Genomic DNA, 15,963 nt, shown 5'->3' with positions numbered 1-15,963 from the left:
CGCATGAAAAAGCAAGTTATCGAATATGCAGGCGTCCCCGTGGGGATCGTCATTCCGGATGAAGACCGGCTGAAATTCATCGCCGTGAAGTTTCACGTGCACGACCTTGACGAGCAGCGTTTCAGTTCGCCGGATGAGGTGAAGCTCGCGATCCACGACCTGATGACCCGGCGCCATCCAAAGCCAATCCATGCCTGAAAACAGGCTTAGGTTTCCGCACTTCATCGCTTTCCAAGATTTATGACCGGTCCCAAAAAGGGGCCGGTCTTGTTTTTTCGTTCTGGTTGCGATCCTATCCGACGTCAACAAGGACGGCGCACTTGCTCAATCTCATTACCGATATCGAAGGCGTTTCGATCGGCCACGCAACGGACCTGAAGCTCGGTTCCGGCGTCACTGCGATTATCTTCGACGAACCGGCGACGGCTTCGGCCGCCGTTCTCGGCGGCGCGCCCGCAGGCCGGGACACCGCCTTGCTCGATCCGTCGATGACGGTCGAGAAGGTTGATGCCTTCGTTCTTTCCGGCGGCTCGGCCTTTGGGCTGGATGCGGCAGGCGGCCTCCAGGCCGGTCTGAGGGAAGCCGGCCGCGGATTCCAGGTGGGCACGGTGCGCGTGCCGATCGTACCCGAGGCGATCCTCTTCGATCTCCTAAACGGCGGCGATAAGGATTGGGGCCTGCATTCGCCTTACCGGGAGATGGGCTATGCGGCCTTCAAGGCGGCGACGAAAGGCGAATTTCCGCTTGGAACGGTCGGGGCTGGAACGGGTGCGACGACAGCGACATTCAAGGGCGGGCTCGGCTCGGCAAGCACGGTCAGCAGCGCTGGGCATCGGGTGGCGGCAATCGTCGCAGTCAATGCGCTCGGTTCGGCAACGATCGGCGATGGGCCGCATTTCTGGGCGGCACCCTTCGAACGAGACAACGAATTCGGCGGGCTCGGAATGCCGGAGGTGATAGATCATCGCTTGCGGCTGAAGGGCGTGATGGCGCCCGCAACCACGATCGGTGCGGTCGTGACCGATGCGGCACTGACGAAAGCCGAGGCTCACCGGCTTTCGCTGGGCGCACATGACGGGCTGGCAAGGGCAGTGCTTCCGGCGCATCTGCCCCTCGACGGCGATACGGTCTTTGCTGCCTCGACCGGTGCACGAGCGATGGCCGACATGGGCGAACTGATGGAGCTTTGCCATCTTGCGGGGATGGTCATGGCCCGCGCCATCGCGCGCGGTGTTTACGAAGCGACAACGCTGCCTTACGAGGGTGCGCAGCCGGCCTGGAGGGAGCTCTACCCGGACGGGCGTTGATTGCCCGGACAGAGTAAGAAGGCCAAGCGGCGGAGAGAGAAAATGCAAATCCGGGCCCTGATGTATTTCGACGAGCTGGTTAGGACCAAATCCATGCGCCAGGCTGCCGAGAACCTGGGCGTTGCGCCGACTGCCGTCAGCCGCCAGATCGAGAATCTCGAAGAGCATTTCGGCGCTGCGCTCGTCGAACGCAGCGCGCGCGGCGTGACGCTGACGGCCGCAGGTGAGCTGCTTGCCGCACGCGCCGGACGGACACTTCGCGAACTCGAGCACGTGCAACAGCTGATCGAAGATCTCAAGGGGATCGCGCGCGGTAGGGTGACCATCTACGCCAATGGAGCGATCGTCACTAGCCTGCTCGCACCCGCGCTTTCGGAATTCAGCCGCAGCTACCCCAATATTCGTTTCGAAGTGATGATCACCAGCGCGCGGCAGGCCATCGAAGCGGTGAACGCAGCACAGGCCGACATGGCGCTGACGCTTTTTGCGCCGCCGGTGTCGGAGGCAAAGGTGGTGACGCGCTTTGAAATCGCTTACGACGTGATCGTTTCGGCGCGTCATGCAGCGGCGGGCCGCAAGGAAATCACCCTTCGCGAACTTGCGCGCAATACGCTCGCCCTTCCCGAGAAGTCATTTGGTTTCCGCCAGAGTTTCGATGCACTTATCGAGCGGCAGGGGCTGACGATCGACCCGGTTTTCACGGTAAGTTCGCTGGAAATGCTTAAGGAGCTCGTGCTCAGCGACAGCGCAGTGACGCTACTGCCCGCACTTGCTGTTCGCCGCGAGATCGAGGCTGGTCAGCTTGCTGCAATCCCTCTTTCCAGCGAAACCTCCATCCGCACCCACGCCGAGCTCTCGATTGCACCGGACCGGCAGCTCTCCTTCGCGGCCGGCAAGCTCATCGGGTTCATCGAGAATTTCATGCGGACAAAACTGAAGAGCCGCTAAGGCCGGTCGCGCAAGGAGACAGCTTGCATTTTCTCTGTTTTTAGTGTGTAGCTTTTTTCGATACACTGTGAACACAAAATGTTCGCATCAATTTCACACCGCTTTTTCGGGATCCGCAGGATTATGATCACCAGCCTGTTGCCGGCACCTTTCACACGCCTTGCCCAACGCCTCTCCCTCAGCGCTGCCCTTTCCGTCGTGATGATGGCAGGCGTCGCCATGCCGGCTCAAGCGGGCAAGGCGGTGCTCACTCTCGGCATGAGCGTCGAGCCGACGGGGCTCGACCCGACAATCGCCGCCCCGGTCGCGATCGGTCAGGTGACCTGGCAGAATATCTTTGAAGGGCTGGTGTCTATCGATGAGAGCGGCAAGGTCCGACCGCAGCTTGCCAAGAGCTGGGAAATTTCGCCGGACGGGCTGACCTATACGTTCAAGCTGCAGACCGGCGTCAAGTTCCACGACGGCGAAACCTTCGATTCCGCTACGGCCAAGTTCGCGTTGGAGCGTGCCCGCGGCAAAGATTCGGTCAATCCGCAGAAGCGCTTCTTCGCCTCGATTGCCTCCATCGATACGCCCGATCCCGAAACGCTGGTGCTGCAGCTCTCGCAGCCGACGGGAAGCCTGCTTTACTGGCTTGGTTGGCCGGCATCGGTCATGGTTGGTCCGAACTCCGCTGCCAGCGACAAGACGCACCCGGTCGGAACCGGTCCGTTCAAATTCGTCAACTGGGCGAAGGGCGACAAGGTCGAGCTCACGAAAAACGAAGCCTACTGGAACAGCCAAGTATCCGTGAAGCTCGACAAGGTGACCTTCCGCTTCATAGCCGACCCGCAAGCACAGGCTGCCGCACTGAAGGCAGGTGACGTGGACGCCATTCCGGAATTCGCAGCGCCCGAGCTGATGAGCTCGTTTAAAGGTGATCCGCGGCTCGTGACGAAGATCGGCAATACCGAGCTCAAGGTCGTTGCGGGCATGAACAATTCCAGGAAGCCTTTCGACGACAAGCGAGTGCGCCAGGCCCTGATGATGGCGATCGACCGCCAGACGGTGATCGACGGCGCCTGGTCGGGCCTCGGCACGGCGATCGGTAGCCATTATACGCCGAACGATCCGGGTTATCAGGACATGACCGGCGTGTTGCCCTACAATCCCGAAAAGGCCAAGGCACTCCTTGCAGAAGCCGGTTATCCAAATGGCTTCACCTTCACGATCAAATCGCCGCAGATGGCCTATGCGCCACGCAGCGCCCAGGTCATGCAGGCAATGTTTGCCGAGATCGGCGTGACCATGAACATTGAACCGACCGAATTTCCGGCAAAATGGGTTCAGGATGTAATGAAGGAGCGCGCCTACGAAATGACCATCGTGGCGCATGCCGAGCCGATGGATATCGACATCTATTCCCGCGATCCCTACTACTTCAACTACAAGAACCCGGTCTTCAATGATCTGGTGAAGAAGGTGCAGGAGACGACCGACCCCACCTTGCAGATCAAGATCAACGAAGCGGCGCAGAAAATCCTCGCCGAGGATGTGCCGGCGCTATATCTATTCGTCATGCCCAAGCTCGGCGTGTGGGACAAGAATCTGAAGGGCTTGTGGGAAAACGAGCCGATTCCTTCGAATGTTCTGACGAATGTGGCGTGGACGGAGTGAGGTTGGGTTTTGTGCTGGATATGCAGAAGGCGTGAATAGGTGACGCGCAATTCTCTTCTCCCTCATTTCTGTGCTTGTCACAGGGGTCCTGAACGCCGAATTCCTTGGGCGCAAAGGTTTCCTTCGATCCAGTCATTCGCGACGCCGACGCGCCGTGGCTGGATTCGTGTGCTGATCCCCGGAGCAAGTCGAAAGATAGGAATGAGAACGACGAATGCGTCGGCCGCAAGTAAGCCGCGCCTATGATCGCGCTTCTTGGCCGCCGCTTTGCCGGACTGATCCTGACGCTTGCCGCCGTCTCTTTCCTGATTTTTGCTGTCATGGACCTTCTGCCGGGCGATCCCGCTTCGATCATGCTCGGAACCTCGGCGACGCCGGAGACGCTGGCAGCACTTCGCCATGAACTCGGGCTCGACCAGCCTCTGCTCTTTCGCTACGGCCAATGGGTAGCCGGGGTGTTTTCCGGTGATCTCGGGCAGTCTTATACCTATGGCGTGCCGGTTGCGGGGCTGATCCTCGAGCGGCTGGCGGTGACGTTGCCGCTGGCGCTGCTCGCGGTCCTCCTTTCCGTCGTCATCGCCGTGCCGCTCGGTACCTTCGCGGCAGCACGGCGGGACGGCATCGCCGATATCATAGCGACGCTCTTTTCACAGGTAAGCATTGCCGTTCCGGCTTTCTGGGTGGCACTGCTGCTGATCATCCTGTTTTCGACAACACTTGGGCTCATGCCGGCAGGTGGCTTTCCGGGCTGGGGTGCCGGGCTTTGGCCTGCACTGCAGGCGCTGGTTATGCCCGCCACAGCCTTAGCGCTTCCGCAAGCAGGCGTGCTGACGCGCGTCACCCGCACAGCGGTACTGGAAACGCTGCACGAGGATTTCACGCGCACGGCGCTCGCCAAAGGACTGTCGGCCCGCGCAGTCTTATGGCGGCACGCCGTGCCGAATGCGCTGGTGCCGATCCTGACGACCCTTGGACTGCAGTTTACGTTCCTGGTGGCGGGCGCGGTCCTGGTCGAAAACGTCTTCAACCTTCCAGGTCTTGGACGGCTTGCCTTTCAGGCATTGTCACAACGCGACATCATCGCCATGCAGGACGTCGTGCTGTTCTTTGCCGCGCTCGTCGTCATCATGAATTTCCTCGTCGATATGTCCTATCTCGCGATCGACCCGCGACTGCGAAGGGATGTGTGACAATGGCGATCGCGTCGGACAGTTCCAACAAACGGCGGCCATTTATAATTAGCCGGCAAATAAAGCTTCTCGCCGGATCATCCATCGTCGGATTGCTTGTTGCGGTTGCACTTCTGTCACTCGTCTGGACGCCGCTGCCCCCTGCAAAGATGCAGATCATTTACAAACTGCAGCCGCCCTTCGCTTTCGGGGTGCTCGGCACCGATCAATTCGGCCGCGACGTTCTTTCGATGCTGATGGCCGGATGCTGGAATTCGCTGTCGATCGCCATCACCGCGGTGGCCATCGGCGGCACGATCGGTTCGGCTGCCGGCATTTCGGCCGCAGCCACCCGCGGCATTTTCGAAACACTGCTGATGCGCGTCTGCGACGTCATCTTCGCGCTGCCGCCGATCCTCTCGGCGATGATCCTCGGCGCTTTTCTCGGATCCGGCAGGTTCACGGCGATCACAGCGATTGCCGTCTTCATGATCCCGGTCTTCGCGCGGGTCACACTTGCTGCTGCCCTCCAGGCCTGGAGCCGCGACTATGTGCTGGCGGCGCGCGCGATCGGCAACAGCCGCTTGACGATCTCGGTGCGCCATGTGTTGCCGAACATCATGAACCAGATCATCGTCCATGCCGCGATCCAGCTTGGGCTGGCGATCCTCACCGAGGCCGGTCTAAGTTTCCTTGGCCTCGGCGTGGCGCCGCCGGCGCCGACCTGGGGCCGGATGCTCGCCGATTCCCGAAACCTATCTTGGGCTGGCGCCATGGCTTGCCATCCTGCCAGGGCTTACGATCGGACTTGCCGTTCTCGGCTTCAACCTGCTGGGCGATGGACTGCGCGATTTCTTCGACCCGCGGCGATTTTGATCAGACCGGACGGCGATAGCCGGTCGGCTGTTGGTAGAGCTGGCCTATACGTTTGACAGCGGCCTCGAAATTCTCGCGGGCGACAGTCATCGTGTAGCCATTGGCGTGAATGATCGTTTCGGGGTCCTCCATGATTGCGACATGTCCCTTCCAGAAGACGAGGTCGCCGCGGCGAAGTCCGGAGCGATCGATCCTCTCGCCGAGGCTTGCTGCCTGCATGTCCGTGTCGCGCGGTGCGCTTTTACCGGTCATCAGCATGGCCAGTTGAACGAGACCGGAACAATCGATGCCAAGGCCCGAGCGGCCGCCCCACAAGTAGGGTGCATTCATGAAGCGCGACGCGATCTCGACATAATCGTCATCCTTGCCGGCGGCGACGGGCTGGACATGCCTTGCAAAAATTGCGGTGCCATCCTCCAGAACGACGTAGTGATTGCCGCGCACCTCTGCCTCACCCGCGACCCTGACGCGGCTGCCCATGGAAAGCACGGCTTTATAGGGCTTTCGCAACTCCGGTTGCGGATAGAGGAAGGTGCGCTGCACGGTGACGATATGTGTCGGCTCCGTCTGGGCGTCGGACAGCATTTCCTCCGGCATATAGCCGACATAACCGTCCGAACGGGCCTTTACCCAGCACCAGCCGCCGGCGCGGTCAAAGACCGTTACATCCTCCCCGAGGAGCAGTTCCGTATCGATGCCGACTGACATATCCGGTTGCGGGCGAAGCGGTGCAACGGCAACGGCGATCCGCGCCGGGGTACCGGAAACGAAGCGCAAGGCTTCGACCTTGCCTTCAAGACTCGCTTCGGCAAGATCCAGCCGATAGGCATGCAGGCGGCGGTCGAGCATCGTCATCTCCATTCCACTTAAATCGGCAGGCGGCGCCCCTGGTCACGCACCAGGTCGCCGAGCTTCTCGAGATAGAGCGCGCCGCCGACGGTGCGCTTGATGATCACGTTCCGCCGGTCGCTTTCGTCGCGTGCCCGATCGACAAGGCCCATTTCGCCCATGGTATCCAGCGCCCGGGTGATAACCGGTTTCGTCACGTTCAGCGTCGCGGCAAGCCCCCGTACCGTATGGGGCGGCGGCACCAGATAGATATGCAGCAGGATCGCCATCTGGCGCAACGTCAAATCACGTTCGTCATGGTGAACCTGGTTGAGCGTAACGCCGTGCCAAAGCCGCAGGGCCTGCGAGGCAGTCAATTCGATCGGCAAGGCTCCTCCGGAAAATCATTACGTTAGCGTTCTATTTTCCGGGAGAGGATGCCGGCAGGCAAGAGGCGGCAGAATTTGCCGCCTCCCAAGGTGAATAAAATTTTAATGATCGCGGTCAGCCGCGGCGGATATGGTGGTAAAGCGCGCGGATCGCCTGCGCCTCGCCGCCGCCTGGCGAATGAGCGCGCTCAGTCGGCGCCCAGCCGTAGATGTCGAAATGCGCCCAGCTCTTGGCGTTGCTGACAAAGCGTTTCAGGAACAGCGCCGCCGTGATCGCACCCGCCATGCCGCCCGCCGGAGCGTTGGTGATGTCGGCGATCTTGGCGCGGATATCCTTGTCATAGCCCATATAGAGCGGGAGCCGCCACAGCGGGTCGTCCGTCTCGAGGCTTGCTTCATTCAGATCGTGGGCAAGGTTTTCGTCATCCGTGAAGAAGGGCGGAAGATCGGGGCCGAGCGCAACGCGGGCAGCGCCCGTCAGCGTCGCCATGTCGATCAGGAGATCCGGTGATTCCTCGTCGGCATAAGCAAGCGCATCGGCGAGGATCAGGCGGCCTTCCGCATCGGTATTGTCGATCTGGACTGTCAGGCCCTTGCGGCTCTTGTAGATGTCTCCCGGGCGGAACGCATTTGCCGAAATCGAATTTTCAACGACGGGAATGATGACGCGGAGGTCGACCTTCAGCTTCGCGTCCATGATCATCAGCGCAAGACCCATCACGTTCGCCGCACCGCCCATGTCCTTCTTCATCAAGAGCATGGAGGAGGCCGGCTTGATGTCGAGGCCGCCGGTATCGAAGCAGACGCCCTTGCCGACAAGCGTAACCTTGCGGTGGCCCTTCTTCCCCCAGCGCAGTTCCAGAAGCCGTGGCGCGTCGGCGCTGGCGCGGCCGACGGTGTGGACCAGTGGGAAGTTCTCCTTCAGCAGATCATCACCGATGGTGACCGACATTTCCGCCTTGTAGTGCTCGGCCAGGCCGCGGAAGGCAGCTTCGAGCTGTTCGGGGCCCATGTCATTGGTCGGTGTGTTGATGAGATCGCGTGCGAGGAACACGCCTGCGAGCTGACGCTTGATATCCGCGCCATCGGCATCGCGCGGGATCATCAGCGTCGCGGCTGCCTGCTTGTCGGAACGATAGCGGTCGAAACGGTAGCTGCCGAGACCGAAACCGAGCGACAGGCGGTTTGCCGTCAGCGGTGCAGTTTCGATATGCCAGTCACCGGCGGGCAGTGAACGGGCAAGCTTGCCGGTGATATAGGGCTGCTCCGATGGATTGGCGCCGAGGCCGAAAAGCGCGCCGCCGAGATGGCCGGCGGCGGTCGGGATCAGCAACAGCGAACCGCTTTCCGCCTTGTAGCCTGCCTTCTTCGCCCAATCGAGCGCGATCGGATCGATCGTGCCGGTCTCGATATGCGCCGGCGTGACCGCGAAGATCGGCAATGTGGAACCGCCTTTCGTGTTGAAAGGCGTCGGTCTCTCGATGAACTGATAGGGGGCCATATTTATCCTTCGACGATGTCCGGGAATCGTTTTTTTAACGGTCCGTTAGGGTTAACAGACTATTGCTGGAGTGAAGATTGCGTCAAACCTTTCCCTGTTCCGCTTAGAGGTAAAACGCCAGTTTCTGAATTCAGGAAAGCGCAATGCCTCTCCCGGCCATCCATCCATTCAAGAACCGTATTTTCCAGTGCGTCACCGCAGCGCTGGTTGTCACCGCGCTCGCTGGTTGCTCGACGACCAAGGACAAGATGACGACGGGTTCGGTGCCGAAGCTGACAAAGCCGGTCGAAACCATGGATGCGAACGAGCTTCACGCAATGACGGACCGGGTCGGGCAGGCCTACGAGAAAAACCCCCGCGATCCGGTAAACGGCGTCAACTACGCCAACCTGCTGCGCATGGCCGGGCGCGACGCGCAGGCGCTTGCCGTCATGCAGCAGGTTGCGATTTCCAATCCCAAAGACCGCAATGTCCTTGCTGCCTACGGCAAGGCCCAGGCAGCCGCAGGACAGTTCCAGCAAGCGCTCGACACGATCGGTCGGGCGCAAACCCCTGACCGGCCTGACTGGAAGCTCATTTCTGCCCAGGGCGCGATTTTCGACCAGATGGGCAAGCCAAGCGATGCGCGAGCGCGTTATCGCGATGCGCTGGACATCATGCCGAACGAGCCTTCCGTGCTTTCAAATCTCGGCATGTCCTACGTGCTGACAGGCGATCTCAGGACCGCTGAAACCTATCTCAAGCAGGCGGCGAGCCAGCCGGGCGCCGATAGCCGCGTCAGGCAGAACCTCGCCCTTGCTGTCGGCCTGCAGGGACGCTTTCCGGAGGCCGAAGAGATCGCCCGCCGCGAGCTCGCGCCGCAGCAGGCAGACGCCAACGTCGCCTATTTGCGTTCGATGCTTTCCCAGCAGAATTCATGGCAGAAGCTCGCGGCGAAGGACAGCGCGCCGGCAAACAACACCAACTGATCTCCGGCTACCGAAGCATCGTGCCGGAGAAGATCAAGCGCAAACCCAGCCCGCCCATGACCAGCCCAGCAGCGCGGTCGATCCAGTGCTTGGCGGCCAAATAGACCTGGCGCGGACGGCGGGCGGAGAAAGCCAACGCCACGATCGCATACCATCCTGCCTCAATCGCGAAGATTCCGATCGGCAGACCTATCATGACACCTGCGGGTACGGTTTTCGGCAGAAACGCTGCGAATATGCTCGCATAGACGATGATGGTCTTCGGATTGCTGAGCTGCGTCAGCAGCGCCATCGAGAAACTGCGGCCGAGCGACGCCCTGCCCTCAACCGCACCGGACACCTCGAGAGGCGCCTTCGCGCCCTGCCAGATGCGAAACGCGATATAGACGAGATAGGCACCGCCTGCAAACTTGAGCACCAGGTAAAGCCACGCGAATTGCGTCAGCAAAGCCGTCAGGCCTGCGAGCGCAAGAATGCCGAACATGACGCCACCGACACCCATCCCGAGCGCCGCTGCCAGGCCATCAAGGCGCGAGCGGGAAATGGCGATGCGGGAAACGACGACGAAACTCGGGCCGGGGCTCATCGCTCCGACCATCAGTGCTGCAAAAATGCTGGTGAGGATGGCTGCGGAAGACATAAAGGCTCGCTCCTGATTTCGAAAGACGCCAGGCGAGCGGCGGTCACATCAGCGCTTCCCGATGGTCTTCGATCTCATTCGCCAGACACGCTAAAACTACGGCTAGCTGGTTTCCGCATCGCCTGCAAGCGGCATCAGAACCTGTCGGCGACCTGGATGCCGGCCGGGCCGAGGATGATGGCAACGAGAACGGGAAGGAAGAACAAAATCATCGGAACGGTCAGCTTCGGCGGCAGGGCAGCCGCCTTCTTTTCAGCCTCGTTCATGCGCTCGTCTCGGCCTTCCTGTGCGAGAACGCGCAGCGCCTGCGAAATCGGCGTGCCGTAGCGGTCGGCCTGGATGAGGGCCTGGGTGACTGAACGCACGAGATCGATTTGCGTGCGCGTGCCGAGGTTTTCGAGCGCCTGACGGCGGTCCGGCAGGAAGGAAAGCTCGGCCGTCGTCAGCACCATTTCTTCGGCAAGCGGCGGCGACTGTTCGCCGAGCTCTTCCGATACGCGGCGCATCGCTGCTTCGATCGAGATACCGGACTCGACGCAAATCAGCATCAGGTCGAGCGCATCCGGCCAGGCACGCTTGATCGAATGCTGACGCTTCGACATGCGGTTCGAGATGAAGATGTTCGGCGCATAAAAACCGAGATAGCCCGTGCCGATCATAGCAAGCAGGCGGATAGGAAGCGGCTTGGCTGCGAGGTTGCCGAGACCGAAAATCCAAAAGGCGGCGAGGGCGAGGAAAACGAAGGGCAGAAGGAAGCGGGCGACGAGGAAGGTGTTCAGAGCGTTTTCCGAGCGGTAGCCGGCTGCGCGCAGCTTGTTCATCGTGTTTTCGTCGACCAGCGCTTTGCGCAGATTGAAGCGCTCGACGATTTGGCGAACAGAGCGATTGTTTTGGTTGCGAAGCGACGTCTTGTTTCCCGCCTCCGTGTTCATACGGGCACGCTCGCGCGCTCTGATCTGATCACGCTCCGTCGAAACGGCGCGCATGCGCTTGTTCAGATCGCCGCGCTCGAAGAAGGGAACGGCGATCGTGTAGAAGGTCGCAAAGACAGCGATCGCAACGAGAAGCGCGACCAGCATGGCCGGATCGGTCAATCGCGCTGCAAGATCTGCTGACATGACGCTTGCCTCCGGCTAGATGTCGAAATTGACCATGTTGCGCATGACGAAGATGCCGATCGACATCCAGACCGCCGATACACCCATGATGAAGTGCCCCCGCGGATCGGTGAACAGAACCATCATGTATTGCGGTGACGTGAGGTAGACGAGCGTGGCGACGATAAAGGGCAAAGCGCCGATGATGACGGCGGAAGCCTTGGCCTCCATCGACAGCGCCTTCACCTTGGCCTTCATCTTCTTACGGTCGCGGAGAACCTTCGAGAGATTGCCGATCGCTTCGGAAAGATTGCCGCCGGCCTGCGACTGAATGGCGATGACGATCGCAAAGAAGCTTACTTCCTGCAGCGGCATGTAGTTGGTCATGCGCGCACAGGCGTCGGGAACACTGAGGCCGACCTGCTGCAACTCCACGACACGGCGAAATTCGGTTTTCACCGGATCGCGGCCCTCGTTTGCGATGAGGCGGATCGCGTCGTTCAGCGGCAGGCCAGACTTGATCGAACGCACGATGACGTCGAGCGCGTTCGGAAATTCGTCGAGGAATTTGTTCTGGCGGCGCTTTATCAGGAAGCCCAGGATCCATCGCGGCAGGCCGAGGCCGGCAACGACCGGAAGCGCAAGTACGACCAGCATCGGCACGCCGGCGAGCAGCGCGATGAGCATCAGGAACAGGCCGAAGGCCGCGCTGAACATGTAGAATTTGGCGGGCGTGATCGCAAAGCCCGCCTGGGTCAGCCGCGACTTCAGGGACAGTTTCCGTTTTGTGTTTTCCTGCTGGCGCTTTTCGAGGTCCTTGAGATTGTCCTGCACCGACTTGCGGCGTTTCGACATTTCCTGGACACGGTCCCGAGCGGCCTTGACCTTCACCCGGTCGGTCTCGGTTGAAGCGACGCGGCTGACGCGATTGGCAGCTTTCTTCTCGGTCTCCATACGGCTGAAGAGCAGGCCATAGCAAACCGCACCCGCAGCGACCGCAACCAGCACGATGATGGCGAGCACTATCGGATCGAGACCGAACATCATACTTCCTTCGACTTTGCTTCCATCTCATCCAAGGCGGCGGCCAGGCGCTTTTCCTCGTTGTAGTAGCGCGCGCGATCCCAGAAATGCGGCTTGCCGATACCGGTCGACATATGACGGCCGATCAGTCGGCCGCCAGCGTCCTCGCCTTCGATCTCGTAGCGCATCAGATCCTGGGTGATGATCACATCGCCTTCCATGCCGATCACCTCGGTGATCGCCGTGATGCGCCGCGAGCCGTCGCGAAGACGCGCTGCCTGAATGATGACGTCGATCGAGCCGGCGATGATTTCGCGAACGGTCTTTGCCGGGAGACTGTAGCCGCCCATGGCGATCATGGATTCGATACGGCTCAGGCATTCGCGCGGCGAGTTCGAGTGGATCGTTCCCATCGAGCCGTCATGACCGGTATTCATCGCCTGCAGAAGATCGAAAACCTCCGGTCCGCGCACTTCGCCGACGATGATGCGTTCCGGACGCATGCGAAGGCAGTTCTTGACGAGATCACGCATGGTGATCTCGCCTTCGCCTTCGATGTTCGGCGGGCGGGTTTCCAGCCGAACGACATGCGGCTGCTGCAACTGCAGTTCCGCCGTATCCTCACAGGTGATGACCCGCTCGTCTCTGTCGATATAGTTCGTCAGGCAGTTCAGAAGCGTCGTCTTGCCAGAACCGGTACCGCCGGAGATCACGACGTTGCAGCGCACCCGGCCAATGATCTGCAAGAGCGTTGCGCCTTCAGGCGTGATCGCGCCGAAGCGGACGAGCTGATCGAGCGTCAGCTTGTCCTTCTTGAATTTACGGATCGTGAGCGCCGGTCCGTCGATGGCGAGCGGCGGGGCGATGACGTTGACACGCGAGCCATCCGGAAGACGGGCGTCGCAGATCGGGCTCGATTCATCGACGCGGCGGCCGACCTGGCTGACGATGCGCTGGCAGATCGAGAGAAGCTGGCCGTTGTCGCGGAAGCGAATTTCCGATTCGACCGTCTTGCCGCCGACTTCGATGAAGGTCTTTCCGGCGCCGTTGACCATGATGTCGGCGATATCGTCGCGCGCGAGAAGCGGTTCCAGCGGTCCGTAGCCGAGAACATCGTTGCAGATGTCTTCGAGCAGCTCTTCCTGCTCGGATATCGACATCGCGAAGTTCTTGATGGTGATGATATCGTTGACGATGTCGCGAATTTCCTCGCGAGCGCTTTCGGCATCGAGCTTGGCAAGCTGGGACAGGTCGATCGTATCGATCAGCGCCGAAAAGACCTGCGCCTTGGTGTCGTAATATTCGTCGGTGCGGGCCGGCCGCCGGCGCTGTGGGGTCTGCATCGGCGGCGGTGTCACCTGGGGCCGGCCAGGCTCTCTTGCCGGCTCGACCAGCACGGCGGGCGCGGAAGAAGGAGCCGCCGCGGCAGGCGGCGGTGGCGGTGCGCTTACGGCGCCGCCCTTTCCGAAGCCTTCATTTCCGCGTTTTCCGAACATACCACAAATCCAATCTACTCGTTTTCGTCTCTTACTTGGCGCGCTTCAGCAGCCCCATCAGCCCGCTGCGCTTCGCCTTCTTGATGGCCACACGGCCGGTGACGATGTGTGCCAGCTGCGAGAAGGTTTCGGCGGTTGGCGATTTCGGATCCATCTCCGAGATCATGCGACCGCTATTGGCGGCATTGCCGAACAGACCGACATCGAAAGGAATGATCGCGATCGGCTCGATCTCGAGCGGTTCGCAGAAATCGGACGGAGCGATTTCCGGCCGTTTCGGCATGCCCACCTGATTGAGGATCAGATGCGGCATCTTATCGTTCGGGCGCAGCTTGCGCAGCGCATCGAGCATGTTCTTTGCGTTGCGCAGGTTCGCGAGATCGGGAACGGCGCAGATAACGACCTCATCCGCGGCAGCCAGGACCGAGCGCGTCCATTCCGACCAGGCGTGCGGAACATCGAGCACCGTCACCGGCGCGCTGCGCTGCAGGACTTCAAGGACCGGCTGAAATGCCTGGCCATCGAAATCGTAGGCGCGATCGAGTAGCGACGGTGCCGCAAGCAGCGACAGGTGTTCGGAACATTTCGTCAGCAATCGGTCGAGAAAAACCTCGTCCAGCCGATCGGGAGCAAAGACCGCCTCGGCGATCCCCTGCGTCGGGTCCTGGTCGAAATCGATATTTGCCGTGCCGTAAGGCAGATCGAGATCGGCGAGGATCGTCTCGGTCGAGAAGAGGTTGGAGATGCCGAAAGCGCAATTGTGGGCGATCGTCGAGGCACCGGTGCCTCCCTTGGATCCGATGAAGGCAATGCTGCGGCCAAGCGGCTCGGCATCCGGGTCGACGAAAATCGACGCCATGGCCATCATGACGTCCGGCATCGCGATCGGCTGAACCATGTATTCGGAAATGCCGTTGCGGATCAGCTCGCGGTAAAGCGCGATGTCGTTGTAGTAGCCGATGACAACGACCTTTGTGCTCGGATCGCAGACGGCCGCAAGCGGCGCAAGCTCTGAGAGCAGGCTTGCCGCATTGGCCTTGGTTTCGAGGATGATCAGGTTGGGGGTCGGAGCGCTGGCGAACATGTTCGCAGCGGCCGCAATGCCGCCGCTGGTGATCCGCAGGCTCACCTTCGCCATCCGCCGGTCGTTGCCGCAACGCTCCATCACCCGCTGAAGCGCCTCACTTTCGCAGAAAGCGTGCACGGAAATACGCGGCAGCGGCCGCATATTTTCCAGCTCGCCCATGCGAACGGCGTCTTCCGCATGCTGGAGCTCCGTCGTGTTCTTGATCTCGTATTCGATCGGGCTCATCGTCTGGATCCGCTCCTCATTAGAAGGTGCCTGAGTTGTTGTGTTCAAGGACGGTCCTGTATTCGCGATATTCAGTGATGGCGTCATTGCGGCGCGCAGCATCGATCGGCGTCATGCCGCGTGGCGCAATCAGGTCTTCCGGATTGGCGATCTGCGCGGCCAGATTGTTCTGGTTAGCGCAGCCGAAATTGTAATAATTCTGGTTGTCGAAGCCGCCGCCGATATCCTTCGGCCATTGGCCGCACTGCGTGGTCATGGCTGTCATGCCGACGAAACTGAGGCGGATCGGCGCTGCATCGCCAGGAGCTGCCGAATAGCTCGCATTGACGATCTTCGAGCTCGGTATCCCTCTCTTCGAGAGCTCGGCCCGCACCTGGTTCCGCAACTGGCTTGCGGCAGCCGAATTTGGCGAGCCTTGCGGGGTCATGACATAAACCGGGCCGGAAGCCCGGGATGTATAATTGGCTGCAAAACCGCGGATCATATCGCGCTGGGCAATCGTCAAGCGCCGATCCGTCGAGGCGACCGGGATGTCGACCGTCTGCTCGGCCTCGGCCACCACGATCGGATGGCGCTGGCGGTAGTCGTCGGGGATACCGCCTGTTGTCAGATTGTCGCGTGGAGCCGCGCAGCCGGAAAGCATCGCGCCCGCAAGTACCGCCGCGCCAAGCATGGCCCACCGCATCGTGGATTTCGCCGCTTTGAGCCGTCAACCGGTCACCATATCGTTTCATCGTTTTCGATCCTGCGCCG

Annotated in this window: 15 protein-coding genes, 1 pseudogene and 1 riboswitch; of the genes and pseudogenes, 7 read left to right on the top strand and 9 right to left on the bottom strand. The window is 60.8% G+C overall.

All coding sequences use genetic code 11. The features are described 5' to 3' along the window. Positions 1-3: 3 nt before the first annotated feature. The 6 genes and pseudogenes from ACW4PC_RS15545 (at position 4) to ACW4PC_RS15520 (ending at position 5,956) form a co-directional block, all read left to right on the top strand. Positions 4-198: a hypothetical protein gene (locus ACW4PC_RS15545; protein WP_027510551.1), complete on the top strand. Its 195-nt coding sequence runs from the start codon at positions 4-6 to the stop codon at positions 196-198. Between the two features lie 122 nt (positions 199-320). After that, on the top strand, positions 321-1,307 hold the full coding sequence (locus tag ACW4PC_RS15540; RefSeq protein ID WP_455874345.1) for a P1 family peptidase: 987 nt from the start codon (positions 321-323) through the stop codon (positions 1,305-1,307). Positions 1,308-1,349: 42 nt separating this feature from the next. After that, on the top strand, positions 1,350-2,255 hold the full coding sequence (locus ACW4PC_RS15535; RefSeq protein ID WP_455874344.1) for a LysR family transcriptional regulator: 906 nt from the start codon (positions 1,350-1,352) through the stop codon (positions 2,253-2,255). Between the two features lie 123 nt (positions 2,256-2,378). Next, complete coding sequence (locus tag ACW4PC_RS15530; protein WP_455874343.1) at positions 2,379-3,911, top strand: ABC transporter substrate-binding protein; 1,533 nt, start codon at positions 2,379-2,381, stop codon at positions 3,909-3,911. A gap of 242 nt (positions 3,912-4,153) precedes the next feature. Further along, positions 4,154-5,101, top strand: coding sequence for an ABC transporter permease (locus ACW4PC_RS15525; RefSeq protein WP_455874342.1), 948 nt, complete (start codon positions 4,154-4,156; stop codon positions 5,099-5,101). 2 nt (positions 5,102-5,103) lie between these two features. Next, positions 5,104-5,956, top strand: a pseudogene (locus ACW4PC_RS15520) (ABC transporter permease). Here ACW4PC_RS15520 and ACW4PC_RS15515 read toward each other — a convergent pair. The 3 genes from ACW4PC_RS15515 to ACW4PC_RS15505 form a co-directional block, all read right to left on the bottom strand. Continuing rightward, the gene (locus ACW4PC_RS15515) at positions 5,957-6,811 is read right to left on the bottom strand and encodes a C40 family peptidase (protein WP_455874341.1); all 855 of its coding nucleotides are present in this window, start codon (positions 6,809-6,811) and stop codon (positions 5,957-5,959) included. Positions 6,812-6,822: 11 nt separating this feature from the next. Then, positions 6,823-7,173 (bottom strand): MarR family winged helix-turn-helix transcriptional regulator, encoded by a 351-nt coding sequence (locus ACW4PC_RS15510; RefSeq protein ID WP_028739383.1) that lies wholly within the window; start codon positions 7,171-7,173, stop codon positions 6,823-6,825. A 115-nt stretch (positions 7,174-7,288) separates the two neighbouring features. Next, positions 7,289-8,674 (bottom strand): leucyl aminopeptidase family protein, encoded by a 1,386-nt coding sequence (locus ACW4PC_RS15505; RefSeq protein ID WP_455874340.1) that lies wholly within the window; start codon positions 8,672-8,674, stop codon positions 7,289-7,291. A 143-nt stretch (positions 8,675-8,817) separates the two neighbouring features. Here ACW4PC_RS15505 and ACW4PC_RS15500 point away from each other — a divergent pair, with 143 nt between their 5' ends. Continuing rightward, positions 8,818-9,642, top strand: coding sequence for a tetratricopeptide repeat protein (locus ACW4PC_RS15500; protein ID WP_455874339.1), 825 nt, complete (start codon positions 8,818-8,820; stop codon positions 9,640-9,642). 7 nt (positions 9,643-9,649) lie between these two features. On the opposite strand, the gene ACW4PC_RS15495 is transcribed toward ACW4PC_RS15500, so the two are convergent. From ACW4PC_RS15495 to ACW4PC_RS15470, 6 genes are all read right to left on the bottom strand, one after another. After that, on the bottom strand, positions 9,650-10,282 hold the full coding sequence (locus ACW4PC_RS15495; protein ID WP_455874338.1) for a LysE family translocator: 633 nt from the start codon (positions 10,280-10,282) through the stop codon (positions 9,650-9,652). 20 nt (positions 10,283-10,302) lie between these two features. After that, positions 10,303-10,381: riboswitch (ZMP/ZTP riboswitch) on the bottom strand. 35 nt (positions 10,382-10,416) lie between these two features. Continuing rightward, positions 10,417-11,400, bottom strand: coding sequence for a type II secretion system F family protein (locus tag ACW4PC_RS15490; RefSeq protein ID WP_455874337.1), 984 nt, complete (start codon positions 11,398-11,400; stop codon positions 10,417-10,419). Between the two features lie 15 nt (positions 11,401-11,415). After that, positions 11,416-12,423 carry a type II secretion system F family protein gene (locus ACW4PC_RS15485; protein ID WP_455875032.1) on the bottom strand — a complete coding sequence of 336 codons (1,008 nt, stop codon included), beginning with the start codon at positions 12,421-12,423 and terminating at the stop codon, positions 11,416-11,418. Then, positions 12,423-13,898 (bottom strand): CpaF family protein, encoded by a 1,476-nt coding sequence (locus tag ACW4PC_RS15480; protein WP_455874336.1) that lies wholly within the window; start codon positions 13,896-13,898, stop codon positions 12,423-12,425. Before ACW4PC_RS15480 ends, ACW4PC_RS15485 begins: the two co-directional genes overlap by 1 nt. 31 nt (positions 13,899-13,929) lie before the next feature. Next, on the bottom strand, positions 13,930-15,210 hold the full coding sequence (locus ACW4PC_RS15475) for an AAA family ATPase (RefSeq protein ID WP_455874335.1): 1,281 nt from the start codon (positions 15,208-15,210) through the stop codon (positions 13,930-13,932). 19 nt (positions 15,211-15,229) lie between these two features. Next, entirely contained in the window at positions 15,230-15,895 is a 666-nt protein-coding gene (locus ACW4PC_RS15470; protein ID WP_455874334.1) for a CpaD family pilus assembly protein, read from the bottom strand. Between the last annotated feature and the right edge of the window lie 68 nt (positions 15,896-15,963).

Source organism: Rhizobium yanglingense, from assembly GCF_977109285.1.
Note: the sequence above shows the minus strand (reverse complement) of the source record. Positions and strands in the feature narration are given on the sequence as shown.